The following is a 23,334-nucleotide window of genomic DNA, read 5'->3' on the forward strand; positions in this document are numbered from 1 at the left end:
TTGGGCGGCTCCGCCGCGGAGGCGTTGGGCGGCTCCGCCGCGGAGGCGTTGGGCGGCTCCGCCGCGGGGCTACCCGATACGGTGGCCGCAAGCCCCGAGTCGAGGAAGGAGCGCGCGATGAACCCGGAGACCCCGGAAGCCGACGCGGTCGAGCAGGCCCAGCAGGACGAGGCGATCCCGGAGGAGGACGGCCCGACCGGCACCGAAGCCACCTGGGAAGCGGATCCGGCCGACCTCGCCGACCAGAAGCGCACCGAACCCACCGACGACGACTACGAGCGGGACTGACCAGGCAGATCCCCGGCCGGGTCGTCCGCATCGGGTAGCACCCGGCCGGGGTTGAGCACTCCCCTCGGATCCAGCGTCCGCTTGATGGCCCGCTGCGCCCACAGCGCCGCCGGGTCCAGCTCCCGGCCGAGCCAGCGCCGCTTCAGCGCGCCCACGCCGTGCTCGCCGGTGATCGTCCCGCCGAGCCGCAGGCCCAGGTCCATGATCGCGTCGAAGGCTCGCTCGGCGCGCGCGGTCTCGGCCGCGTCGTCGGCATCGAACACGACCACCGGATGCATGTTCCCGTCCCCGGCGTGCCCCGCGCACAGGATCTGCACCCGATGTTCGGCGGACAGTCCGGCGAGCCCTTCGACCAGGTCCACCAGCCGCCCGCGCGGCACGCACACGTCGTCGATGAGCAGTGATCCCAGCTTCTCGTGCGCGTCGCCGACCAGTCGCCGCGCCCGCATCAGCAGGTCGCCTTCGGCCGGATCGTCGGCGACGACCACGTCCGTTGCCGCGCACTCCCCGGCCGCCCGCGCGAACCCGTCCAGGTCCGCGCCCGCCAGCGGTCCGCGGTCGGACTGCGCGATGAGCATTCCGGCGGCCTGCTCCGGGAAGCCCAGGTCGGCGATGCCCGCGACGGCACGCATCGTGGGCGCGTCCATGAACTCCAGCGCCGACGGCCGGAACCCGGCGCCGAGGTAGCTCGCGACCGCGCGGCAGGCGTCGGCGACGGCGCCGAAGAACGCCACGGCGGTCAGCGGCCGCTCCTGCGCGGGCCGCAGCGCGAGCGTCGCCTCGGTGACCACGCCGAGCGTGCCTTCGGAGCCGACGAGCAGGCTGGTGAGGTCGTAGCCGGCCACGCCCTTGGCCGTTGCGCGCCCGGTCCGCAGCACCCGCCCGTCGGCCAGCACGACCTGCAACCCGCGCACGAAGTCCCCGGTCACGCCGTATTTCACGCAGCACATGCCACCCGCGTTGGTGGCGATGTTGCCGCCGATCGTGGAGATGGACCGCGACCCCGGGTCCGGTGGGTAGAACAGCCCGCGCTCGGCGGCGGCCTCCCCCAGCTCGCCGTTGACCACGCCCGGCTGCACGAGGGCAACCTGCTCCTCGGGGTCGATCCGCAGCACCCGGTTCATCTTCTCCAGCGACAGCAGCACGCATCCCGCCGACGCGTTCGCCGCTCCGGAAAGGCCGCTTCGGGCGCCCTGCGGCACGACCGGCACCCCGTGCTGATGAGCCCAGCCGAGCGTGGTCGATACGTCCTCGGTGCTGCGTGCACGCACCAGCACAGCGGGTTCGCCTGCCGGGCAGAAGGTGGCGCGGTCCCTGCTGTGCGCTCGCAGCACGTCGGGATCGTCGATGACGCTGCCCGCGGCGAGAAGTCCGGTCAGCGGGTGCGCGGCGGTCGTCGTCATGGAGCCCCTCGGCGTCGGTGCCGGATCCACGCTAGCCGTGCTCGAGCGTCCGGCCCACCGCCAGGAGGGTCGAGCCGCGGCGGACGCTGGGCCATCCGGCCGGTCGGTTCCGCACGAATGCCGTCGGCGAAATTTCTCTTCCGGGCAGCGCTGCGGGTTTTCCCGCAAATGCGACGCCGAACTTAAAAACGATAAGCCCGCCCCTGTTCGCCGACCGCGAAAGGATTCGGCGGACAACGCGCGCCTCAGCCCGGCCAGAGACCGAACAACGTTGCGAAACCTTCCCGCCAACTCGGCCACATCGGACGCCATCCCAGCGTTTCCCGCAGCCGGAAATTCGTGGCGCCACGCTGCTCGGTCAGCCGGTGCACCGTCAACCAGTCCAGCTGCGCCCGCGCCTGCTCCAGCGTCAACGACACCGGCGCCGGGCCACCGACCATCCGGGCGTAGGCAGGCAGCCATTCCGCGTATTCGGCAGGTTCGTTGTCCACCACGTTGTAGATGCCGGATTCGCCGGCGCTCAACACTTCGGCCACAGCGCTGGCGGCGTCGTCGACGTGCGTGAACGAGGTGAGCCCGACCCCGTCGTCGACCAACGGCAACGCGCTGCCGCGCACCTGCTCGTGGATCCGCCCGCCCGGGGCGTACCAGGTGTCGGGCCCGTACAGCGAGCCGTAGCGCAGCACCACGCCGTCGTGCTCGAGCACCGCGTCTTCCAGGTCGGCGACCGCGCGCACCAGCTCGCCCCACCGCCCGGGCGCGTCGGTCCACAGCGGGGAGTCCTCGTCCAGCACGTCGTGGCCGTTCGGGTAGTACGCCTCGACCGTGCTCTGCGCGACGACCCGGTTCACCCCGGCGTCCCGCGCGGCCCTCACGAGGTTGCGCGTGCCCAGCCCCCACAGCTGCGCCGTGCGGTCCAGGGCATCGTCGTAGTCCTCGGCGCGGAAACCCGAAACCTGCGCCACGACGACGTCCGGCGCACTGTCGCGCAGCACGCGGCGCAGCTGCGGCAGCTCGAGCACATCGGCGACCGCGACATCGTCCGCGCCGGTCGCCGCCTCCGCGTTCGCGGCGCGCAGCAGCGCCGTCACGTGGTGGCCGCGCTGCTGCAGGCTGGACAGCAACGTTCTTCCGACCACGCCGGTGGCACCGGCGATGAACACCCGCAGGGGCACTGAGAACCTCGCAGCGATCGACATCAGCGGGAGGGGGCAGCCTACCCCGGGGGCCCAGAGATGATCATCACTCCGCGCCGGGCGGGAACATGCGAGGGGCCCGCGCCTGGGCAGGCGCGGGCCCCTCGTAGCTCGCGGAACTCAGATGCTGCGGATTCCCGAAGCCTGCGGACCCTTCGGCCCCTGAGCGATCTCGAACTCCACCCGCTGGTTCTCGTCGAGCGTGCGGAAACCCGAGGCGTCAATCGCGGTGTAGTGGGCGAACACGTCAGAACCGCCCCCGTCAGGAGTGATGAAGCCGAAGCCCTTCTCGGCGTTGAACCACTTCACGGTACCGGTAGCCATTCTCTTTACTCCTACTTCAGATGGCCAGGGGCCGACACTTCGCCAACCCCGAAGTCGCCGAGATGATCACCTGGGCCGAACGGCCTACGGCACAACAAAGTGCCTGCGGCACGCTTGTTTCGCAGGCACTTTCAAGTACTTCTGGGAACCAAAACTGCAACCGGCGGCAACGCTAGCACCCGATCCACGGGTTGTCACACACTTGTCACCCGAAGTCGTGGCCGCCACAGATGGATGTAACACCGAAAGGCATTCCGACGATTTCCGCAAAACCTCGGCGCGCGCCACCGGCTATGGCGCGCGCCGAGCACCGCCGCTACGGAATGCTCACCAGCAGCCGGCCTTCCGCCTCGGCCACCCGGTTCTGCTCGGTCTGCCGGTCCGCCATGCCCAGCGCCGCGTCCCGCGGCGTCGTGCCGTCGGCGTCCCAGGCCGCCAGCAGCGGCGGGATCTTGGCCAGCATCTCCTCGCGCAGCACGCTGAACGACAGCACCGGGTCGGCGTCCACCCGCCCCAGCAGCAGCCACCAGGCCCAGGCGACGGCGCCGGAGTTCGCCACGAAGTCCGGGATCACCGGCACGCCCCGGGTCGCCAGCAGCTCCTCGGCCGCGGGCGTGATCGGCGTGTTCGCCGCCTCGATGATCACCTTGGCGCGCACCTGCGGCACCCGCTCCGGAGTGATCGCGTAGGACACCGCCGCCGGGATCAGCACGTCGACCTCCGCGGACAGCACCGCGTCCCTGGACAGCCGCTGCACGTCCGCGGGCACCTGATCGCGATCGATCTCGCCGAACCGGTCGCGGGCCTCCAGCAGCGCCGGGATGTCCAGCCCGTCCGGGTGGTACAGCGAGCCGGCCGCGTCGGCCACCGCGACCACCTTCAGCCCCGCCTCGTGCAGGTACCACGCCGCGCCGCCGCCCATGGTGCCCACACCCTGCACCGCCACGGTCGTGCGCTCGTGGTCCCAGCCGCGGGCCTGCACCACGCCCAGGCAGCTCTGCGCCACGCCGTAGCCGCCGACGACATCGCCCAGCAGGAGTCCGCCCGGCACCGGGGAGTTCAACCCGGCCCGGACGCGGCGCAGCGTGTGCTCGACGTCCGGCGCCCGCCGGATGGCCGCGTGGTAGGACTGCTGCAGGCCGGATTCCTCGAAGACCTCGTCGATCAGGTGCTGCGGCACGCCCAGGTCCTCCGCGGTCACCCAGTGCGCGTCGATCCACGGGCGCATTGCTTCGACGAAGCGGCGCAGCACGCCGCGCGCCTCGGGATCCTTCGGGTCGCAGTCGATCCCGCCCTTGGCGCCACCGACCGGCAGGTTGAACACGGCCGTCTTGCGGGCCATGCCGCGGGCCAGGTCCTCCACTTCGGACATCGTGCAGCCGGCGCGCATCCGGGTCCCGCCGGTGGCCAGGCCGGACACAAGACTGTGCACGACCAGGTAACCGCGGTTGCCCGTCACCGGATCTGTCCAGGTCACCCTCATCAGCGGGTCGCAGTCGACGAGTGCCACCGGCCGAACCTCCTTCCAAGAGCAGTGCATGAAATGGGCGCACGGGTAGGCGCCCATCAGAGTTACTTGCAGAAGGGGCGTGTTCCGGTCACACCTGTGCACGAACCTTCGGCGGATCGGATGTCCGCGTTGTCAGGTCCGTTGCGACCGGCCGCACGCGCTGCAGGTGATGACCACCGGCTTCGCGGTGGTCCACCTCAATGTCGCAGCCACAGCGATGAAGAGGACAGCCAGCGGAGGGGACGGGGAAGGCCGTACTCATCAGCCCGCATGGTCACCTCCGGGTCTCGCTGGCGATGAATCGAAGCTAAACCCCGCCTGGATTTATTGTCAACAATCCTCGCATTCGACATCAGGCTCTTCGTCGGAAGTTACCGGCGAAACCTGGGCGTGATCCACAGCGAGCCGCTGACCAGCGCATTCGGCGGTGGTTACGAGGTGGGCAGCTGGGTGGTGCCCATCCCTCGACCGGGGTCTTAAGCTCTGCACCCGGGCGGGCTTTCGCCACGCCCGGGTGCAGGAACGGCGGAGCACGGCCGCGGGGAGCCGGGCACGGAAACCCCGCGTGTGGCTGGGAGGATGCAGCTATGAGCCAACCGGGACCGCCCGAGCAGGGCCGCCCCAGAACCGACCCGCAGGAACCGCCGGGGACTCTCGACCAGACCGCTCAGCAGAACCTCATCCAGCAGCTCGGGCGGGCGCTGCTGCGCTCGGTCCCGCCGGCCTGGAACGAGGTCAGCGTCGAGTACCGCGCGGTCGGCGGGCACGCGGAGATCGCGGCGCAACTGGTGGCTCCGAACGGGACGCTGATTCCGCTGACCACGCCGGACGAGGTCCGTGCGCTGTTCTCCCGGCTGCGCCACGGAATGCACGAGTCGGAACGGGGCACTTGGCTCAGTGCCATCTACCGGCTGCGGCGCCCGAGCAGCTACAGCGTCGACTTCAACGGCGACTACGAACCCACCTGGCAGACCCCGCCGCCCAAGGACGCCTTCGCCGAGGAACTGCACCACTACCCCCGCACCGGCGAGAACATCCCCGGTTGGCTCGCCCAGCGCGCCGGGGTGCCGGATGCCAGCGGCAGCGCCACCCGCGCGCCCGCGTTGCGCACCGCGGAGGTCTTCGACGCGGTCGATCAGTCCGGGCGCCCGCAGACCAACCGGGCAGAGGTGAACGCCGCGGAACTCGACGGGCTGGCCAACTACCTGGACCAGGCGCCGCTAGTGCTCGCCGCCCGCAGCTACGACACCGATCAGCTCGACCCGGAACAGCCCGCCTCGGTGCCGCTGACCTTCCACACCGACGGGGCCTGGATCTGGCCCGGCGCGGTCGCGTACTACCTGCGCAAGCACGGGGTGCCGCCGGAGGATGAGCTGGTCGAGCACATCCGCAAGACCGGTTTCCGGGTGCCGGAGGTGGACGAGCACGTGCGCGAACTCGCGGTCACGGTGATCACCGGCGAGGAGCATCGCTGAGTTCCGCGGACCTGGCGTTCGTCGGCGGCCGGGTGCTCACCATGGACGCCGCGGGTTCGAGCGCGGACGCGCTGGCGGTCCGAGCGGGCCGCATCGTCGCCCTCGGGCAGGCGGACGTGCGCGCGATGACCGGTTCCCGTACGGAACTCGTGGACCTGCGCGGGCGGTTGTTGCTGCCCGGTTTCCAGGATGCGCACGCGCACCCGGTCTTCGGCGGGCTGCTGCGGTCGCGGTGCGACCTCACCGCCGCGTCCAGCGCCGCGGGATGCCTGCGGATCGTCGGTGAGCACGACGGGCGTGGATGGGTACTCGGCGGTGGTTGGGATCCCGCGCTCTTCCCGGGAGGTGCGCCGACCGCGACAGCCCTCGACGCTGTGACGGGAGGGCGTCCTGCGTATCTGGTGAACCGTGACCACCACAGCGTCTGGGTGAACACCGAAGCGCTCCGGCTCGCCGGAGTGGACCGGGGCACTCCCGACCCGGTTGACGGCTGGATCGAACGCGACGCCGACGACCGTCCTTCCGGGACGTTGCACGAGGGGGCCGCGGACCTCGTCGCGCGCGTCCTGCCGGAACCCGACCCGCCGGAGTACGCGGCGGCGCTGCTGGACGCTCAGCGGCTGATGCACGCGCACGGGGTCGTCGGGTGGCAGGACGCGATCGTCGGGGAATACCTCGGCTACGCGGACACCTTGGGCACCTATCGCGATCTCGACCGGCGCGGGATGCTCACTGCACGCGTCCAGGGAGCACTGTGGTGGGATCGCCGCCGCGGCATCGAGCAGGTTCCGGATCTCGTCGAGCGCCGCCGTCTTGGTCGGGGTGACCGTTTTCGCGCGGAACACGTCAAGATCATGGGTGACGGAGTCTGCGAGAACCTCACCGCGTCGCTGGTCCAGCCGTATGTGGGTGCGCACGGCTGCGGGCTGTCTTATCTGTCCGCAGAGGACCTGCGAAGCGCACTGGCGCATTTGGACGCTGCAGGGTTCTCCACGCATTTCCACGCTGTCGGCGACAGGGCCGTCCGCGACGCACTGGACGCCGTGGCGGCTGCACGTGCCGCGCACGGTCCCATGGGCCTGCGCCACCAGATCGCTCACGTGCAGGTGGTGCGCGATGAGGACATCGGCCGGTTCCGGGAGCTGGACGTCACCGCGAACCTCCAGGCCGCCTGGGCGATCAACGACGCGGCGATGACCGAGCTGACCATTCCGCGGCTCGGGGCGGCGCGTTCCGGGCGTCAATACCCGTTCCGGTCGCTGCTCGACTCCGGTGCGCCGCTGGCGGCGGGCAGCGACTGGCCGGTGTCCGAGATCGACCCGCTCGCGGCGGTGCACGCGGCGGTCAACCGGACCGTTCCGGCAGCGGCGGCCGAACCTTTCCAGCCGGAGCAGGCCATCGGGCTCACCGACGCGCTGGCGGCGCACACGCGCGGGGCCGCGCGCGCGAACGGATTCGCGCACGAGACCGGGTCGCTGGAGATCGGCAAGGCCGCCGACTTGGTCGTGCTCGACCGCGATCTGCTCCGCGTACCGCCGGATGAGATCGGACGCGCGCGCGTAGACCTCACCGCCGTGGACGGTGTCGTCGTGCACGATCGGCTCGGCTGAGCGCGCCGGCATCTCCCGTCGGCGTCATCGAGATCCGCGCTGTCCCACAAGATCAGCCGAGCGCTCGATACACCCGGACGCCGAGGTCGGCGAAGTGGTCGTAGACCGCGCTTCGCCCGCTGCCGCGGGAGGAGAACTCGTCGGTGAGCTCGTCGACGAGCACCGCGACCACCGCGCGCGGACGGTCGTCGCCGATCAACGCCACGTCGTGCCGCGCGCCCCTGATCTCGCCGGTCTTGTTCCAGCACCGCGCGGAGGCGGGCAGCAACGCCGGTAGCCGGTCCCGGACCTGCTGGCGGGCCAGCACTCCCAACGCGTGCCGGGTGAGCTCCGGCGGCAACGCGCGCTCGGTCGCCAGCCGGTCCAGAACGCGCGCTTGATCCAGCGCGCAGGTCGTGTTGCGGCCAGGGGCGTGCACGTCCATCAAGCGGCGTTCGACGCGAGTGCGCTCGCAGCCGAGTTCAGCGGTGCACTCGGCGATCGCGTCGAAACCGATGATGTCGATGACGGCGTTGGTCGCTGCGTTGTCGCTGACCACGATCATCAGCGTGATCAGGTCCGCCAGCGCTACGCGGTGCACGCTGGGCAGTTCGCGCAGCACTCCGAAGCCTCCGGTCCGCTCGGCGGGCAACGCGACCGAGGTGTCCAGCGCGACGCGGCCGGCGTGCGCCTCGCGGAGCGCGGTGATCATGATCAGCACCTTGATCGTGCTGGCCGGGTGCACCTCGCGGTTCGCGCCGAGCAGCACCGGTTCCCGCTCTTGCAGGTCCCACGCGGCGAAGTTGACTTGCCCGGGAAAGGTCTCCCACGCCTGCTGCAGCGACGCACCCAGCCGTTCCGCGAAAGTCACCTTCGGCCCCTTTCCGCTACAAGGTCCCCAGCACGGCGTGCGCGGCGGCCGCGTCCTGCACCGCGACTCCCACGCTGTTGTAGAAGATGACCTGTTCTTCGTCGGTGCGCCCGGCGCGGCGGCCGGTGAGCACGTCGCCGAGCGAATGCAGCTCCTCGACCGACATCGCGCCTTGCTCCAGCGCCGCTATGATCGGGCCGGCGTGCGCGGCGGCGGTTTCGACGTCGTCCACGACGACCGGTGCCGCCTGGCGCACCAGCGCGGGCGCGACTTCCCTGCGGTGCGGTTCGAAACCGCCTACCGAGATCACGGTGGTGCCGGGGTCGACCGGGCCGAGCACCGGATCGGTGCTGAGGGTGCAGGTCGCGACCAGCGCGGCGCCGCGCACGGCATCCTCCGGCGAGTCCGCGGGGCGCACGTCGACGTCCAGTTCGGCATCGAGCTCCCGCGCGGCGGCTTCCCGGCGACCCCGGTTGCGGCTGTAGAGCCGCACCGCGCGCAGCTCGCGGACTCGAGCGAACGCGCGGACGTGCGCCCGCGCCTGCACCCCCGAGCCCAGCACCGCCAACTCGTCGGCACCGCGCGGTGCGAGCGCGTCGACCGCGACGGCGCTGCCCGCGGCGGTGCGCAGCTCGGTGAGCGCGGTACCCGCGAGCGTCGCCCGCAGCCGACCGGTCGCTGCGTCCAAGACCAGCACGGTGGCGCTGATCGCGGGAAGCCCGAGCGAGCCGTTGCCGGGATGCACGGCGACGAGCTTGCTGACCGCGCCGTGGTCCGGTGACAGCGTGCTGAGGTAGCCGAGCGCGGTGTTCGCGCCGACGCCGAGCGCGACCTTCTCCGCCATCCGCGCTCGCCCGTCGCTGAGCGCCCGGAACGCGGTGCGCTGCGACGCGATCGCGGTGTCCGGGTCCAGAGCGGCCCGGACGTCTTCGTCGGTCCACGTCTCGGGCGGGTTCGTCATCCGGTCCTCCTCGCCGCGCACATCCGGAAACTGCCACAGCCGGAGCGGGTCGCGACAGCGGCCGGGAGCCGGACCAAGCAGCGCTGTCGCTCAGAAAGTTGGGAAATCACTCTTCTGGTGCTCGATGGTCGAACGCCTGAACGGTTACGGTGGGTATCGCGCTTGATCGCGCAGTGCGATCGTCCAGATCGAACAGCCAGGCCGATTCCCCGGATCGATCAGCCGAATCCGGCGGCCGATCGCGGAACCGAGCGGCCCGCGACCGCAGCACGCAACCCCGAGGAACACGCAACCCCGAGGAAGAGGTGGACCCGTGGAGTCGACGACCTTGAGTTCGGTGATCGGCACCGGCACCCGCGACGCGGCACCGGACCCGCAGGGCGAGGTGTACCGCTCGCGCAATCCCGCGCATCTGGACGACGTGGTGGCAGAGGTCCACCTCGGCGGTGCCTCCGCGCTGCACTCGGCTGCGCGGGCCGCGCGCACCGCGCAGCGGGAGTGGGGGCGCGTACCGGCGCCGGTGCGCGGCAGAGCGGTCGCGGAGCTGGGCAGGCTCGTGGAGGCCAACAAGGACTCGCTCGCCAGGCTGGTCACCAGGGAGATCGGCAAGCCCTACGCCGAAGCGCTCGGCGAGGTCCAGGAGATCGTGGACACCTGCGACTTCTTCCTCGGTGAGGGGCGCAGGCTCTACGGGCAGACGGTGCCATCGGAGATGCCGGACAAGCAGCTGTTCACCTTCCGGGTGCCGGTCGGCGTGGTCGCGGTGATCACCGCGGGCAACTTCCCGGTCGCGGTGCCGTCCTGGTACCTGGTCCCGGCGTTGCTCTGCGGCAACGCGGTGGTGTGGAAACCGGCCGAATACGCCGCTGCGGCGGCGCGCGCGGTGGCCGAGCTGGCGTGGCGCGCCGGTGTGCCGCAGGGCGTGCTCAACCTCGTCTACGCCGATGGCGAGTCGACCTTCGGCGGACTGGAATCGGCGTTGGAAGACGGCCTGGTGGACAAGGTGGGGTTCACCGGGTCCACCGCGGTCGGTTCCCGGGTCGGCGAACTGTGCGGGCGCCACCGGCAGAGCCCGTGCCTGGAACTCGGCGGCAAGAACCCGATGGTCGTCGCCGCGGACGCGGATCTGGACCTCGCGGTGGAGGGCGCGCTGTTCTCCGGCTGGGGAACCGCCGGGCAGCGCTGCACCTCGCTGGGCAATCTGATCGTGCACCGGGACGTGCACGAGGAGTTCGTCGGGCGGCTGGACCAAGCGCTGCGCGCGGCGGCGATCGGGGATCCCGGCGGGGACGTGCTCTACGGCCCGATGCTGGACGAGCGCTTCGCCGCGGGCTTCGAATCCGCGTTGGAGACGATCGCCGATCACCACGAGGTGCTCGGTTCGGACGCGGTCGGCCGGATCGGATCGTCCGCGCCCCGCACGGGCTTTCGCGGTGATCCGGAGTCCGGGCTGTACTACCACCCGGTGCTGCTGGACGGGTTGCGCCCGGACGACCACGTCTTCACCCACGAGACCTTCGGGCCGATCGTCGGGGTGAGCACCTTCAGCGACCTCGACGAGGCGATCGAACTCGGCGACGCACCCGGTTACGGGCTCTCCGCCGCCGTCTACACCAGCGATCCCGCCACGGCCTTCCGCTTCCGGCAGGGCACTCGCGCGGGCATGGTCAGCGTGAACAACTCGACCTCCGGCGCGGAAGCGCACCTGCCGTTCGGCGGCAACGGCCGGTCCGGCAACGGCAGTCGCCAATCCGGCATCTGGGTGCTGGACCAGTTCACCCGCTGGCAATCGCTCAACTGGGACTTCTCCGGGAAGCTGCAGAAGGCCCAGATGGACGTGGACACCATCGAGCCGGACCGCGGCTACCGGCTGCCGCCCGAGCTGGGCGGGACGCCGTGAACCCGCCCGCCACGGCCGACGTCGTGGTGATCGGTGGCGGGGCGATCGGCGCATCGGCGGCCTTCCACCTGGCCGAAGCCGGTGTGGACGTCGTCCTGCTGGACCGCGGCGAGCTCGGCGGTGGCAGCACCTGCAAGGCGGCGGGCGGAGTGCGGGCGCAGTTCTCCGACCCGGTCAACATCGCGCTCGGCGCGCGGAGCCTGCGGGCCTTCGAGCAGTTCGGCGAGCGTCCCGGAGCGGAGATCGACCTGCGCCAGCACGGCTATCTGTTCCTGCTTTCCGCACCTGCGGACGTCACGGCGTTCGAGGACGGCGTGCGGTTGCAGAACGAGCTAGGGGTGCCCAGCCGGATGCTCACCGCTGCCGAGGCGGCCGAGCTCACGCCCGTGGTGTCCGTGCAGGACGTGCTCGCCGCCGCCTACTCCCCCACCGACGGCCATTGCACGCCGGAGGCCGTGGTGCACGGCTACGCCGCCGGTATCCGCAGGCACGGCGGCACCGTGCTCCCGCACTGCGCGGTGACCGGCATCGACACCGCAGGCGATGCGGTCACCGGGGTGCGCACGGACTCCGGTGTCATCGCGACCTCCGCCGCGCTCTGCGCGGCCGGAGCGTGGTCTTCGGCGGTGGCCGCGATGGCGGGGGTCGAACTGCCGGTGCGGCCGCTGCGGCGGCAGATCGTGGTCACCGAGCCGATCCGGGACCTGCCGGGCCGGTTGCCGTTCACCATTGACTTCGGCACCGGTTTCTACTTCCACGAGGAGGGGCCCGGGCTGCTGATGGGGATGCCCGATCCCGCCGACAGCCCGGATCCGCATCCGGACGACAGCTGGCTGGAGCTGCTGGCCGAGGCCGTCGCGCACCGCGCGCCCCGGTTCTCGACCGCGGGCGCGGCGCACCGGTGGGCCGGCCTGTACGAGATCACGCCCGACCACAACGCCCTCGTCGGGCAGGCCGGCCAGGTGCGGGGCCTGTGGTACGCCACCGGTTTCTCCGGGCATGGCTTCCTGCAGAGCCCGGCGATCGGCGAAGTGCTGCGGGACCTCGTCCTCGGCCGCACACCGCCGGTCGACGTCGGTGCTCTCGACGTGGCGCGCTTCGAACGCGCCGGGCACCGCCCCGAACGGAACCTCGTCTGAACACCGAGCCGGACACCGGGCGACCGGTCGGCGGCGATGGAGGCAGTTGTGAACGACCTGTTGCAGTCCATGGACCAGTGGGGTCCGGAGAAGATCGTCTGCGTTTCCGATGCCCGCACCGGGATGCGCGGCGTGCTGGTGGTGGACAACACCGCGCGCGGCACCGGCAAGGGCGGCATCCGGATGAGTCCCGGTGTCACGGTCGGCGAGATCGCCAAGCTGGCCAGGGTGATGACGTGGAAGTGGGCCGCCGCCGACCTGTTCCACGGCGGTGCCAAGGCGGGCATCGCGGCCGATCCCGCCGCACCGGACAAGGAAAGGGTGGTGCGGGCGTTCGCGCGCAGGCTGGCCGACCAGGTTCCGGCCAGTTACGTCGCCGGTCTGGACATGGGCATGACCGAGCACGACGCGGCGATCATCCAGGACGAGCTCGGCGACCGCGGCGCGGCCGTCGGGGTGCCGGAGGAACTGGGCGGCGTCCCGTACGACGAGCTCGGCGTCACCGGCCACGGGGTGGCGGCCTCGATCGCAAGCGCGCTGGAACTGCGGGGTCGTTCGCTCGACGGGGTCCGCGTCGCGGTGCAGGGGTTCGGCGCTGTCGGCGCCGCCGCAGCCCGCCGGTTGCACGAGCTCGGGGCGCGGATCGTCGCGCTGTCCACGGCGCAGGGCGCCGTGCACGATCCGGCCGGCCTGGACGTGCCGTGGTGGCTCGCCGCGCGCGCCGAACAGGGCGATGCGTGCGTGCACGCCGCTCCCTCCGCGCAGCGGCTCGGCCGCGGGGACGAGCTGCTGGTGGACTGCGACGTGCTGCTGCCCGCTGCGCAGCAGGACGTGATCGGTGAACAGGTCGCAGCCGGAGTGCGCGCCGAGTTGATCGTCGAGGGCGCGAACCTGCCGACCACGACCGGCGCCCGCGCGTTGCTGGCCGCGCGGGGTGTCCAGGTGGTGCCGGATTTCATCGCGAACGCGGGCGGTGCGATCGCCGCCGGGTTCGCCATGGACGCGCGCCGCTCGGCGTTCCGGCCGGAACCGGCGCGAATACTGCACGAGGTCGCCGAGCGGTGCCGGGCGAACACCGCTCTCGTGCTGCGCACCGCTGCGCAGCGGCGGATCGAGCCGCACCACGCGGCGCTGGAACTGGCTCAGCACCGGGTGCGCACGGCGATGGAGCTGCGCGGACGACTGCCGCGGGTCGATGCCGAACCGGTCGGCGCCTGCGGGTGATCGGCGATGCTCAACCCCATCCACCTGCGAACCTTGCAGGAGTGCGTGCGCACCGGATCGTTCGCCGAAGCGGGCCGGACACTCGGCTACACCGCATCGGCGGTGTCCCAGCAGATGGCGCTGCTGGAACGTGCCGTCGGAGCACCGCTTTTCGAGCGCTCCGCGCGCAGCACCCGCAGCACCACGCTGGCGACGCGCTTGGCCGAACGCAGCCGTGACGCGCTGGGCGCGTTGGACGCCTTGGAACGTGAAGTCCACGCCATGGTCAGCGGCGACGAGGGCAGTCTGCGGCTGGCCGGGTTCGCCACCGCCAACGCGCGAATCCTGCCGTCCGTGCTGGCCGCGGTGATCGCGCGGCGCCCGAGCGCGGAGCTGCAGCTCGACGAGGGCGAGCCGGACGAAGTCTTGGACGGAGTGCTGGACGGAGTGCTGGATGCCGCGGTCGTCTTCGAGTACGACCTGGATCCCCGGAAATGGCCGTCGGACCTGCGCGCCGACGACGTGCTCGCCGAGCCGCTGCGGCTGGCGCTGCCCGCATCCCACCGGCTGGCCGATTCCCCGGAGGTCGCTCTGGAGGAACTGGCCGAGGAGTCCTGGATCTGCACCCGCAAGGACACCGCGGGTGCGCGGTCGCTGGTGCGGCTGGCCGCGGCCAGCGGGTTCGTCCCCCGGATCACCTTCCGCAGCAACGACTACTCGGTGATCCGCGATCTGGTGGCGCGCGGGCTCGGGGTCGCCGTGCTGCCGGGGCTCGCGCCCAGCGGTGGCGGAGTTCGGCTCGCCCGGATCGCCGGTCGGCAACCGTATCGGCGGGTGCGGACGCTGTATCGCAAGCAGAACACGAACCCGCTGCTGCCGATCGCACTGGACTGCTTGACGCGAGCCGGGTCGGAACTCGCGGTGCTGTGGAAATCGGACTTCGAGCACCCGCCCCGGGGCAGCAGGGAACGGGCATCCGGTTCCGGTCCGGGTCCGGCAGCACCCGCACCGCCGGCCCGCGAGAACGGCACCGAGCACGACGCGGTGCACACCGATCGAGGAATGACCTCGGACGAGAACGAGCCGGCGTCCGGGCGCATCGAAGCGGAGCGATCATGACCCAGCAACCCGCCAGGTCCGAGCCGATCGACGACCACTTCCGGTCCACTGTGGCCGGATGCGGCACCGCCGATTCCTCGACAACGGCCCGGTATCCGGCCGCGGCGCGCCAGGAACTGCTGGAGCTGTTCGACGCGCAGTGCGGCAGCAGGCACCTGGACTTCGCAGCTCGGGAACTGGGGCACCGCAAGCTCGGCTACTACAGCATCGGCTCGGCCGGGCACGAGTCGAACGCGGCGGTCGCCGCGTCGTTGCGCCCGACGGACCCCGCGCTGCTGCACTACCGGTCCGGCGCGTTCTACCTGCGGCGGGCGAGCCAAGTGCCGGGACAGGACCCGCTGCGGGACGTACTGCTCGGCGTGGTCGCTTCCGCCGAAGAGCCGATTTCCGCGGGACGGCACAAGGTCTTCGGTCACGGCGATCTCGGGATCATCCCGCAGACCTCGACGATCGCCTCGCACCTGCCGCGCGCGATGGGGCTGGCGTTCTCGCTGGCGCGCGCCGAACAACTCGGCGTCCGCGCCGAGTGGCCCGCGGATTCGGTGGTGCTGTGCAGCTTCGGCGATGCCTCGATGAACCACTCCACCGCCCTCGGGGCGATCAACTCGGCGCTGCACTGCGCACACCAAGGGCTACCGATGCCCTTGCTGCTGGTGTGCGAGGACAACGGGCTCGGCATCAGCGTCCGCACTCCGCACGACTGGGTGGAGTCCGCGCACTCCGGCAGACCGGGACTACGGTACTCCACAGTGGACGGTGACGATCCGGAGCAGTGCCTGCGGATCGCCGCCGAGACGGCGGATTGGGTGCGCGAACATCGCCGGCCCGCGTTGCTGCACCTGCGCACGGTGCGGCTGATGGGGCATGCGGGGTCCGATGTGGAGTCCGCCTACCGCTCCCGTGCCGAGATCGTGGCCGAGCACGCGCGGGACCCACTGCTCGCCACCGCGAAAACCTTGGTGCGGCAACAAGTTCTCTCCGCCGAGCAGGTGCTGGAGCGTTACGAGCAGAAGCGGGCCGAGGTGACGCGCATCGCCGAACAGGCGCTGTCCCGGCCGAAACTCGCCGACAGCCGGGACGTCATGGCAACGATCGCCTCCGAGCACCCGGAAGCCGTCCGGGCACGCGTCCGCCGTGGACCGACCGAGCAGGCGACGGTTCCGGACCGGGGGCTGACCCTCGCGGAGTCGATCAATCACGGGCTGGCGGCGGCGTTGGCGGGCGATCCCGGTGTGCTGGTGTTCGGTGAGGACGTCGCGGGCAAGGGCGGCGTGTACGGGGTGACCCGCGGTCTGCGCCGCAGGTTCGGGGGCCTGCGGGTGTTCGACACGGTGCTCGACGAGCAGAGCGTGCTGGGGACCGCGCTCGGGGCCGGAACGGCCGGCCTGCTGCCCATTCCGGAGATCCAATACCTGGCGTACCTGCACAACGCCGCCGATCAGCTCCGGGGTGAGGCCGCGACGCTGGGGTTCTTCTCGGACGGCCGCTTCCGGAACCCGATGGTGGTGCGCATCGCCGGGTACGCCTTCCAGAAAGGTTTCGGCGGGCACTTCCACAACGACAATTCCGTCGCCGCGCTGCGCGACATCCCCGGCCTGGTGGTCGCCTCCCCGGCCAGCCCGGACGATGCCGCCGCCATGCTGCGCACCTGCGTAGCAGCCGCCCGCGAGGACGGACGGGTGTGCGTGTTCCTGGAACCGATCGCGCTCTACCACGAGCGGGACCTGCACGAGACCGGGGACGAAGGATGGCTGGCGCGCTACCCCGATCCGGTCGGCGGACACGTACCGATCGGGCGGGCGCGCACCTACGGGAACGGGACCGACCTGACGCTGGTCACCTTCGGCAACGGGCTACCGCGTTGCCTCCGGGTCGCGCGGCGGTTGCAGCGCGAAGGGGCCGGGGTTCGCGTGCTGGACCTGCGGTGGCTGAGCCCGCTACCCACCGAGGACCTGCTGGCGGCGGCGCGTGCGACCGGGTCGGTGCTGGTGGCCGACGAGACGCGGCGCAGCGGCGGGGTGTCCGAACCGGTCGTGACCGCTCTCGCGGACGCGGGTTTCGCCGGCAGGATCGCGCGGGTCACCAGCGAGGACAGTTTCATCCCGCTCGGCGACGCCGCGTACCACGTGCTGTTGGACGAGCAGGACATCGAGGACACCGCGCGGAAGCTGCTGGCGGGAACGTCCGACGCCGCCACGGGAGCCGGCACCCGCCCGACCCGCGACGGCTGATCGCCGCGGCCCTGACCGAAGGTTCCGGCCCTCGGACCGCGGCGGAGGCCGTCCGGGCAAAAGGGCCGACGGCGCACTCCCCTGCGCCGCCGGCACCGCCATGCTAGGCGCGGAACCGCCTCGGGTTCATGTCGTTCATGAGCCGCTGAACTGCTAATTCTCCGATCACGAGGCAGCCGCCAAGGCCCTGGAGGCGCACATCGACGATCCCGCGCCGTGCGGTCTGCCCGGCCACGTGATCGTCTGCAGGCGTACCTGCGGCGCCCCGCGCACTTCACTGCTGCATGCACGAAGCGGAACCGGCACTCGGCACGGTTCAGATCGCCTCAGCCGTCGGGATCGCCGAAGACCTTGCCGGGGTTGAAGATGCCCGCCGGGTCGAGCGCGTTCTTCACCGCGTGGTGCATCCCGACCACCGTCGGCCCGAGTTCATCGTGCAAGCCGCGCCGTTTCAGCAGGCCCACGCCGTGCTCACCGGTGACGGTGCCGCCCAGCGCGATCGCATCGGCCACGATGTCGTCGAAAGCGCGCTGCGCACGCTCGCGCGCCGCTTCGTCCCCGGCGGGAGTGATGATCAGCGGGTGCAGGTTGCCGTCCCCGGCGTGCGCGATGTTCGCGATCTTCGTGTCGTGCCGCTGCGCGGCGGCTTCGACCTTGGCGAGCATGTCCGGCACCAGCGCGCGAGGCACGCACACATCCTCGGTCAACAGCGGACCCAGCCGTTCCAGCGCCGGATAGGCCAACCGGCGGGCGGCGAACAGCGCATCCGCCTCGTGCTGATCGGTGGAGGCCGCGCTGAACGTGGCCCCGCCCTTCTCGAAGCATTCGACGATGGCTTCGACTTCGCGATCCCCGGCTTCGCCCGGCGTGTCCGAGCGGCCCAGCAGCAGCACTTCGGCCTCGTCGCTGAGGCCCATGTTCTTCCACTCGTCCACGGCACGCAGGCAGTGCCGGTCGAGCAGTTCCAGCGCGGAAGGCGTCACCCCGGAGGCGGCCACCGCGGCCACCGCATCACCTGCCGCCACGAGCGAATCGAAGTAGCCGACCACGGTGCGCTCCGGCGCGCGCACCCCGGGCAGCAGCTTCACGGTGATCTCGGTGATGATCCCGAGCGTGCCCTCGGAACCGACGAACAGCCCGCACAGGTCGTAACCCGCGACGCCTTTGGCGGTGCGCCTGCCGAGCCGAACCACCTCGCCGTCGCCGACAACGGCTTCCAACCCGAGGACGTAATCCCTGGTCACGCCGTATTTGACGCAGCAGACGCCGCCCGCGTTGGTGGCGACGTTGCCGCCGATCGTGGACCAGGGCGAGCTCGCCGGGTCCGGTGGATACCAGGCGCCGTGCTCGCGGCAGGCGGCGCGGAAGTCGTCGTTGACCGCACCGGGCTGGACCACGGCGAGCTGTTCGCGCGGGTTGATCTCCAAGACCGAAGTCATCCGCTCGAACGAGATCAGCACGCAGCCGTCCAGCGCGTTGGCCCCGCCGGAGAGGCCGGTGCCGGCTCCCCGCGGCACCACCGGCACACCGAGTTGCGCGCACACTTTGACCACGGCGACGACGTCTTCGGTGCCGGTGGGGCGCACGACGGCGGCCGGGGTCCCGTGCGGCGCCCATTCGGCTTCGTCGTGGGCGTAGCGGGCGACGGAGTCCGGATCGGTGACCAGCTGTTCTTGCGGTAGCTCGGCCCGCAGCGCCGCGAGTGTGCTCTCCGTGTCCATCGACCCTCCGTTCACCCGTTCGCACCCACGCTAACCGTTCGGGTGCGGACGAGCCCACCTCCACCCGGCGGGACCGACCCTCGGTGATGCTTTCGGCAGCGACGTCCGCGCTGGTCACAGCGGCTTGCGCGGTTGAAACGCGGTGCTCGGCGGTTATCACATGCTGCGAAGGACCTGCGTCATTCCGCCGTTGCGGGCAGCTTCCGACGGTCGCAGCGCCCCGAACCGATCGAAGCCAGGAAGCCTCGCCACCGCTCCTTCGACACCCGCAGCAGCGCCCCGTGGGGTTCTTTGGAGTCCCGGATCAGCGTGGCCGTCCCCGTGCACGCGACCTCGACGCAGTTGCCCGTCGACCCGCTTCGAGTACTGCGGTGCCACTCCTCGGACATCACGACCCCCTCCTCAGATATCAGGACTCCTTTCATCTTCGGTGATCGGCCGATGGACTCAATTCAGCACTTGTCGCAACCGGCTTCCTCCGACACATCACGACTCGACATCCCAGTCGGTGGACCGCGCCGCCGCGGCCGAGCACCGGAGGCCGGGTCAGTCCGCGACGCCCCTGCTCTGATCGATGAAGGTCTGGCGCTCCGGGACGATCCAGATGGTCACGCGGTCGCTCTTGATCGCTTCCGGCGGGTAGTCCTTGCCGATGTACTTGTGCGCGAGTTCGTCCACCTGCCGCCGGGCGCGGTCGCCGGTGGTCGTGGCCGACACCCGGCCACGCACCTCCGCGTAGCGGTACGGGTCCTGCTCGTCCCTGATCAGCACGGTGATCCGGGGGTCCCGCTGCACGTTGAGGTACTTCGCGCGGTGCGTCTCGGTGTTGAGCACCAGCTGGTCGTCGTCCACGTCCACCCAGATCGTCTGGCTCTGGATCCGGCCGCTGGGCAGCACCGTGGACACGGCGGCGAAGTTCTTGCCGGTGGCCAACCGCTCGGTTTCGGGCATCAGCTGTGGTCCGTTCTCGGTCTTCGCCGGCATCGCGACTCCTCCCGGTCGGGCGAACCTTCTCGATTCCGCCCTACCCGGAGCCCACCGGCGCCAATCAGGCGCCGTTGCGGGAGATGACCTCGTTGATCAGGTCCGAGCCGGGGAAGTCCATCAGCACCACGCCGGTGCGCGGCACGTCGTTGCCACCGAGATGTTCCAGGGCGTGGTCGTTGACGCCGCGGGCCCCGCTCGCGCCGCAAGCGACGTCTTTCGGGTCGGCGCCGAGGCTGGAGCCGCTGGTGAAGTTCAGGAACATCTCCGCGGGATCGGCGGAGTTCGTCTTGTCCCAGTGCTCCCGCACGTGGTTCCACTTCTGCTCGATGTCGCCGACGGTGGGCACTTCGTACTCGTCCTGGACGTAGTCGCCCCAGTTGTCGTCGTTGAACTGCTCCAGCCCGTAGCCGCCGACCAAGCCGCCTTGGGCTTCCTGCAGTGCGGTGAGCACGATCTTGCCGCGGGCGGCACCCAGCGTGGGCGTCCCATCGGAAGCCGGGTTGTACAGGTAGTGCCCGTTGGGATCGTTCTGCTGGTAGCGGTCCACGATCTCCGCGGTGCTCAGGTCGCTGGACTCGTCGGTGCACGAGCCGACTTCGCCGGTGCACTCGGCTTTCAGCCGCAGCAGCACGGTCTCGCCGGGGTGGGCGGCGAGGAAGTCACCGGCCTTCGCCAGCACGTCGGCGAAGTTGGCGTGCTGGTAGAAGGTTCCGTGGTGGACGGTGAACTCGTTGTCCACCTTGCGCACCCGGATGTCGATGGCGCGGATGCCGGCGTCGAGCTGCGCGGTGAGGGTTTCGGCGCTGTCGCCGTGGTCCTCCTGGGTCTGCGTGATGTCGCCGCCGTGCAACGACAAGGTGTCGTGCGTGCCGGGAACGGACAGCGCCGCGAGGCCGGTGTCGTCGGGCAGCCCGCTCATCCACTCCTGGTTCGACGCGTCGGTGAGGCTTTCGCAGTAGGCGGTCGCCGCGTGCGCGGACCCGGCGGGAACGAGGGTCACCGCGAGCGCCGCAGCGAAGGTGAGCGCGGCCCGGGCGGTGGAAGTTGCGACTCCGGCCATGCGGGCATGATCACGCGTGCGGCGTACCGGGTGGCGGTACTGGCGACATCCCGCCATGGCGGGCTTTTACCGTGGGGACATGGAACTCGACGAGCCGCTGGTGCTCGACGGCGGGCTGGGCACGCAACTGGAGGCGCGCGGGGGTGATCTCTCCGGCGACTTGTGGTCGGCGCGGTTCCTGGCATCGGCACCGGAAGAGATAGTCGCCGCGCACGAGGCGTTCTTCGCGGCCGGTGCGGACATCGTGACCACGGCGAGCTACCAGGCGGGCTTCGCGGGTTTCGCCGCGCACGGCTTCGATCGCGAGCACGCGGCCGGGCTGATGCGTCGCAGCGTCGAGCTGGCCAAGCGGGCCGCGCAGCGAGATGCGGGCAAGCGGCGCTTGGTCGCGGCATCGGTGGGCCCGTACGGGGCGGTGCTGCCGGACGGTTCGGAGTTCCGCGGCCGCTACGGCCTGAGCCACCGCGAACTCGTCGGGTTCCACCGGCCACGGCTGGAAGTCCTCGCCGAAGCCGGGCCCGACCTGCTCGCGCTGGAGACGGTTCCGGACGTGGACGAGGCGGCCGCGCTGCTGGAAGTGCTCGGCGACGTCGACGTGCCCGCTTGGCTCTCGTACAACATCGATGGCGAGCGCACTCGCGCCGGACAGCCGCTGGAGGAGGCGTTCGCCGTAGCCGCCGGTCGGGACGACGTGCTCGCGGTCGGCATCAACTGCTGCACGCCCGCCGATGCCACGCGGGCGGTGCCGATCGCTCGCGAGATGACCGGAAAACCCGTCGTGGTCTATCCGAACAGCGGCGAAGGCTGGAACGCCGGACGGCAGGACTGGACGGGGCCGTCCCGGTTCGACGCGGCGCTGGTTCGCGATTGGGTCGCTGCGGGAGCCCGCATCGTCGGCGGTTGCTGCCGCGTCGCGCCCGCCGACATCAACGCCGTCGCGAACGTCCTGGCACGGCCGCGCGATTGAGCTGCAGGGGCGCGGAGTGAACGGACCGCCCGCCGGGCGGACGATCCGTTCACTTCCGGCGAACCGCTCGGGTATCGAAGGGAGGAGAGATCCCGCAGCGGGAGAGCGCCGGAAGGCGCACGCAACACGAGCTCAGCAACAGGCGATCAGGACGGTGTCGGGGACCAGTAGTCGAGCATCTCCGCGAACACGTCGAAGGCCGGCTTGGAGTAGCCGTACGGTGCCTCCAGGTGCAGGCTCAGCGGGAAGCCGAGGTCGGCCACCCCGTCGATGACGCTCTTGTACACGTCGAGATGCTTCTGCTTGCGCTGCTCGAAGCCGAGCTCGCTGATCGCGGCGACCCACTTCTGCTCGGCCTCGACGGCCGGGTTGCCGGGGTCCTGGATGAGCCAGTCGATCAGTCCGCGCTTGCCTTCGACGCTCGGCACGAAACCGAACGAGAGCAGGATCTCCGGGCGGTGCGGCGTCTTCTCCGCGAATTCCCGCAGGAATCCGACGATCGCGTCGGAGTACAGCAGCTGCGTCATGCCGTACGTCGCGCCGCGGTCGCACTTGAAGTTGAACCGGCCGTGCTCGCCCTCGCGGGTCGGGATGAGGATCGAGCCGCGGTTGGGCACGATGTCCTGGAACTGGGTTAAGGCGTCGGTCGGCGGGATCCCGCCGCCTTCGCCGTCGGCCATGGTGCGCGGCACGCCGACGAACGTGATGCCTTCCATCCCGGCGCTGCGCAGGTGCTTGAGCCGCTCGGTCAGCTGCGGCTTGTCCATGAACGCGGTGACCTGCGTGCACAGGCCCTTGACGTCGCCGATCTCCGGACGCACCGCGTTCCAGAAATCGATGACGTCCATCTTCGGCTTCATCTCGATCGGACGGTCGTCGTCCTCGGCGATGATGCCCGGGATCATGAGGTGCCCGATGCGGTCGGCGAGCCCGGCGGCGCGGCTGTTCTCGGCCACCTTGCGGCCTTCCTCCACGGCCCTCTCCTGTCCGCCGTCCAGGTCGGGCGGTGCCATTTCGAGTGCGATCGTGTGCATGTCGGCCTCAGGTTTTCCTTCCTAGCCGGTCACCGCGCACACCCGGCCGCGTCGCTGGAGCAGCCGCGCGAGCAGCAACCGTACTGCCGGAAAAATCGGAATTCGAGGGGGCGCGAAGTGTTCGGCGCCGCGGCCTCGACGGGAGTTGCTGGTTTTTCGGGGGCCGCCACCGCCCGAGGCTGCAAACCCCGGGCGGTGGCGGCGACCACCGGTCGCTCAGGCCGTAGCCGAACGAATCAGTAGCGGTAGTGTTCGGGCTTGTAGGGCCCGTTGACGTCGACGCCGATGTACTCGGCCTGGGCCTTGGTCATGCGGGTGAGGTTGACCCCGAGCGCGTCCAGGTGCAGCCGGGCGAC

21 protein-coding genes are annotated in these 23,334 nt (G+C 70.8%); 9 read left to right on the plus strand and 12 right to left on the minus strand.

What is annotated here, in order from left to right:
* The first annotated feature begins 117 nt into the window (after positions 1–117).
* Positions 118–288, plus strand: coding sequence for a hypothetical protein (locus INP57_RS14730; RefSeq protein ID WP_200070752.1), 171 nt, complete (start codon positions 118–120; stop codon positions 286–288).
* On the opposite strand, the gene INP57_RS14735 is transcribed toward INP57_RS14730, so the two are convergent.
* From INP57_RS14735 to INP57_RS14750, 4 genes are all read right to left on the minus strand, one after another.
* Positions 273–1,691: an FAD-binding oxidoreductase gene (locus tag INP57_RS14735; protein WP_200070753.1), complete on the minus strand. Its 1,419-nt coding sequence runs from the start codon at positions 1,689–1,691 to the stop codon at positions 273–275. The genes INP57_RS14730 and INP57_RS14735 overlap by 16 nt on opposite strands.
* Before the next feature lie 245 nt (positions 1,692–1,936).
* The gene (locus INP57_RS14740) at positions 1,937–2,866 is read right to left on the minus strand and encodes an NAD-dependent epimerase/dehydratase family protein (RefSeq protein WP_307850086.1); all 930 of its coding nucleotides are present in this window, start codon (positions 2,864–2,866) and stop codon (positions 1,937–1,939) included.
* 141 nt (positions 2,867–3,007) lie between these two features.
* Positions 3,008–3,211, minus strand: a complete 204-nt coding sequence (locus INP57_RS14745) for a cold-shock protein (protein ID WP_200070755.1) — start codon at positions 3,209–3,211, stop codon at positions 3,008–3,010.
* A gap of 316 nt (positions 3,212–3,527) precedes the next feature.
* Entirely contained in the window at positions 3,528–4,751 is a 1,224-nt protein-coding gene (locus INP57_RS14750) for a Glu/Leu/Phe/Val family dehydrogenase (protein ID WP_233627532.1), read from the minus strand.
* A gap of 557 nt (positions 4,752–5,308) precedes the next feature.
* Here INP57_RS14750 and INP57_RS14755 point away from each other — a divergent pair.
* Complete coding sequence (locus tag INP57_RS14755; RefSeq protein WP_200070757.1) at positions 5,309–6,196, plus strand: hypothetical protein; 888 nt, start codon at positions 5,309–5,311, stop codon at positions 6,194–6,196.
* Positions 6,197–6,237: 41 nt separating this feature from the next.
* A complete protein-coding gene (locus INP57_RS14760; protein WP_200070758.1) occupies positions 6,238–7,806 on the plus strand; it encodes an amidohydrolase in 1,569 nt (522 codons plus the stop codon).
* Between the two features lie 52 nt (positions 7,807–7,858).
* Here the strand turns inward: INP57_RS14760 and INP57_RS14765 are convergent, their stop codons facing one another.
* Together INP57_RS14765 and INP57_RS14770 are read right to left on the minus strand one after the other, a co-directional pair.
* Complete coding sequence (locus INP57_RS14765; protein ID WP_295150859.1) at positions 7,859–8,656, minus strand: serine hydrolase; 798 nt, start codon at positions 8,654–8,656, stop codon at positions 7,859–7,861.
* A gap of 16 nt (positions 8,657–8,672) precedes the next feature.
* A complete protein-coding gene (locus INP57_RS14770) occupies positions 8,673–9,617 on the minus strand; it encodes an ornithine cyclodeaminase family protein (protein WP_200070759.1) in 945 nt (314 codons plus the stop codon).
* Positions 9,618–9,930: 313 nt separating this feature from the next.
* Between INP57_RS14770 and INP57_RS14775 the strand changes: the two genes are divergently transcribed.
* The 5 genes from INP57_RS14775 to INP57_RS14795 are packed head-to-tail and all read left to right on the plus strand — an operon-like array spanning position 9,931 to position 17,209.
* Positions 9,931–11,517, plus strand: coding sequence for an aldehyde dehydrogenase family protein (locus INP57_RS14775; RefSeq protein ID WP_200070760.1), 1,587 nt, complete (start codon positions 9,931–9,933; stop codon positions 11,515–11,517).
* On the plus strand, positions 11,514–12,656 hold the full coding sequence (locus INP57_RS14780) for an NAD(P)/FAD-dependent oxidoreductase (RefSeq protein WP_200070761.1): 1,143 nt from the start codon (positions 11,514–11,516) through the stop codon (positions 12,654–12,656). The genes INP57_RS14775 and INP57_RS14780 overlap by 4 nt, the downstream gene beginning before the upstream one ends.
* A gap of 48 nt (positions 12,657–12,704) precedes the next feature.
* Positions 12,705–13,880 (plus strand): Glu/Leu/Phe/Val family dehydrogenase, encoded by a 1,176-nt coding sequence (locus tag INP57_RS14785; protein WP_307850087.1) that lies wholly within the window; start codon positions 12,705–12,707, stop codon positions 13,878–13,880.
* 6 nt (positions 13,881–13,886) lie between these two features.
* Positions 13,887–14,978, plus strand: a complete 1,092-nt coding sequence (locus INP57_RS14790) for a LysR family transcriptional regulator (protein WP_233627533.1) — start codon at positions 13,887–13,889, stop codon at positions 14,976–14,978.
* Positions 14,975–17,209, plus strand: coding sequence for a thiamine pyrophosphate-dependent enzyme (locus INP57_RS14795; RefSeq protein ID WP_200070763.1), 2,235 nt, complete (start codon positions 14,975–14,977; stop codon positions 17,207–17,209). Before INP57_RS14790 ends, INP57_RS14795 begins: the two co-directional genes overlap by 4 nt.
* Before the next feature lie 326 nt (positions 17,210–17,535).
* On the opposite strand, the gene INP57_RS14800 is transcribed toward INP57_RS14795, so the two are convergent.
* The 4 genes from INP57_RS14800 to INP57_RS14815 all read right to left on the minus strand — a co-directional run bounded on the left by INP57_RS14800 (position 17,536) and on the right by INP57_RS14815 (position 20,977).
* Positions 17,536–18,930: an FAD-binding oxidoreductase gene (locus tag INP57_RS14800; protein WP_200070764.1), complete on the minus strand. Its 1,395-nt coding sequence runs from the start codon at positions 18,928–18,930 to the stop codon at positions 17,536–17,538.
* Positions 18,931–19,109: 179 nt separating this feature from the next.
* Entirely contained in the window at positions 19,110–19,355 is a 246-nt protein-coding gene (locus INP57_RS14805) for a DUF397 domain-containing protein (RefSeq protein WP_307850088.1), read from the minus strand.
* Between the two features lie 121 nt (positions 19,356–19,476).
* Positions 19,477–19,914, minus strand: coding sequence for a PPOX class F420-dependent oxidoreductase (locus tag INP57_RS14810; RefSeq protein WP_200070766.1), 438 nt, complete (start codon positions 19,912–19,914; stop codon positions 19,477–19,479).
* 64 nt (positions 19,915–19,978) lie between these two features.
* The gene (locus INP57_RS14815; protein ID WP_200070767.1) at positions 19,979–20,977 is read right to left on the minus strand and encodes a phosphatidylinositol-specific phospholipase C; all 999 of its coding nucleotides are present in this window, start codon (positions 20,975–20,977) and stop codon (positions 19,979–19,981) included.
* Between the two features lie 79 nt (positions 20,978–21,056).
* On the opposite strand from INP57_RS14815, the gene mmuM reads away from it, so the two are divergent.
* On the plus strand, positions 21,057–21,944 hold the full coding sequence (mmuM, locus tag INP57_RS14820) for a homocysteine S-methyltransferase (protein WP_200070768.1): 888 nt from the start codon (positions 21,057–21,059) through the stop codon (positions 21,942–21,944).
* A 146-nt stretch (positions 21,945–22,090) separates the two neighbouring features.
* Here mmuM and INP57_RS14825 read toward each other — a convergent pair whose 3' ends face one another.
* Entirely contained in the window at positions 22,091–22,978 is an 888-nt protein-coding gene (locus INP57_RS14825) for a mycobacterial-type methylenetetrahydrofolate reductase (protein WP_200070769.1), read from the minus strand.
* Between the two features lie 236 nt (positions 22,979–23,214).
* Positions 23,215–23,334 (minus strand): adenosylhomocysteinase (locus tag INP57_RS14830; RefSeq protein WP_200070770.1); only part of this gene is annotated, 120 nt, incomplete at its 5' end.

Source organism: Saccharopolyspora galaxeae (assembly GCF_016526145.1).
GTDB lineage: Bacteria > Actinomycetota > Actinomycetes > Mycobacteriales > Pseudonocardiaceae > Saccharopolyspora_C > Saccharopolyspora_C galaxeae.

Bases quoted from the DNA above. Each gene is read 5' to 3' on its own strand.
- INP57_RS14810 (WP_200070766.1), bottom strand. From the start codon at position 19,914: ATGCCGGCGAAGACCGAGAACGGACCACAGCTGATGCCCGAAACCGAG.
- INP57_RS14745 (WP_200070755.1), bottom strand. From the start codon at position 3,211: ATGGCTACCGGTACCGTGAAGTGGTTCAACGCCGAGAAGGGCTTCGGC.
- INP57_RS14735 (WP_200070753.1), bottom strand. From the start codon at position 1,691: ATGACGACGACCGCCGCGCACCCGCTGACCGGACTTCTCGCCGCGGGC.
- INP57_RS14790 (WP_233627533.1), top strand. From the start codon at position 13,887: ATGCTCAACCCCATCCACCTGCGAACCTTGCAGGAGTGCGTGCGCACC.
- INP57_RS14750 (WP_233627532.1), bottom strand. From the start codon at position 4,751: ATGCACTGCTCTTGGAAGGAGGTTCGGCCGGTGGCACTCGTCGACTGC.
- INP57_RS14770 (WP_200070759.1), bottom strand. From the start codon at position 9,617: ATGACGAACCCGCCCGAGACGTGGACCGACGAAGACGTCCGGGCCGCT.
- INP57_RS14825 (WP_200070769.1), bottom strand. From the start codon at position 22,978: ATGCACACGATCGCACTCGAAATGGCACCGCCCGACCTGGACGGCGGA.
- mmuM (WP_200070768.1), top strand. From the start codon at position 21,057: ATGGAACTCGACGAGCCGCTGGTGCTCGACGGCGGGCTGGGCACGCAA.
- INP57_RS14815 (WP_200070767.1), bottom strand. From the start codon at position 20,977: ATGGCCGGAGTCGCAACTTCCACCGCCCGGGCCGCGCTCACCTTCGCT.
- INP57_RS14795 (WP_200070763.1), top strand. From the start codon at position 14,975: ATGACCCAGCAACCCGCCAGGTCCGAGCCGATCGACGACCACTTCCGG.
- INP57_RS14760 (WP_200070758.1), top strand. From the start codon at position 6,238: ATGGACGCCGCGGGTTCGAGCGCGGACGCGCTGGCGGTCCGAGCGGGC.
- INP57_RS14805 (WP_307850088.1), bottom strand. From the start codon at position 19,355: ATGAAAGGAGTCCTGATATCTGAGGAGGGGGTCGTGATGTCCGAGGAG.
- INP57_RS14730 (WP_200070752.1), top strand. From the start codon at position 118: ATGAACCCGGAGACCCCGGAAGCCGACGCGGTCGAGCAGGCCCAGCAG.
- INP57_RS14755 (WP_200070757.1), top strand. From the start codon at position 5,309: ATGAGCCAACCGGGACCGCCCGAGCAGGGCCGCCCCAGAACCGACCCG.
- INP57_RS14800 (WP_200070764.1), bottom strand. From the start codon at position 18,930: ATGGACACGGAGAGCACACTCGCGGCGCTGCGGGCCGAGCTACCGCAA.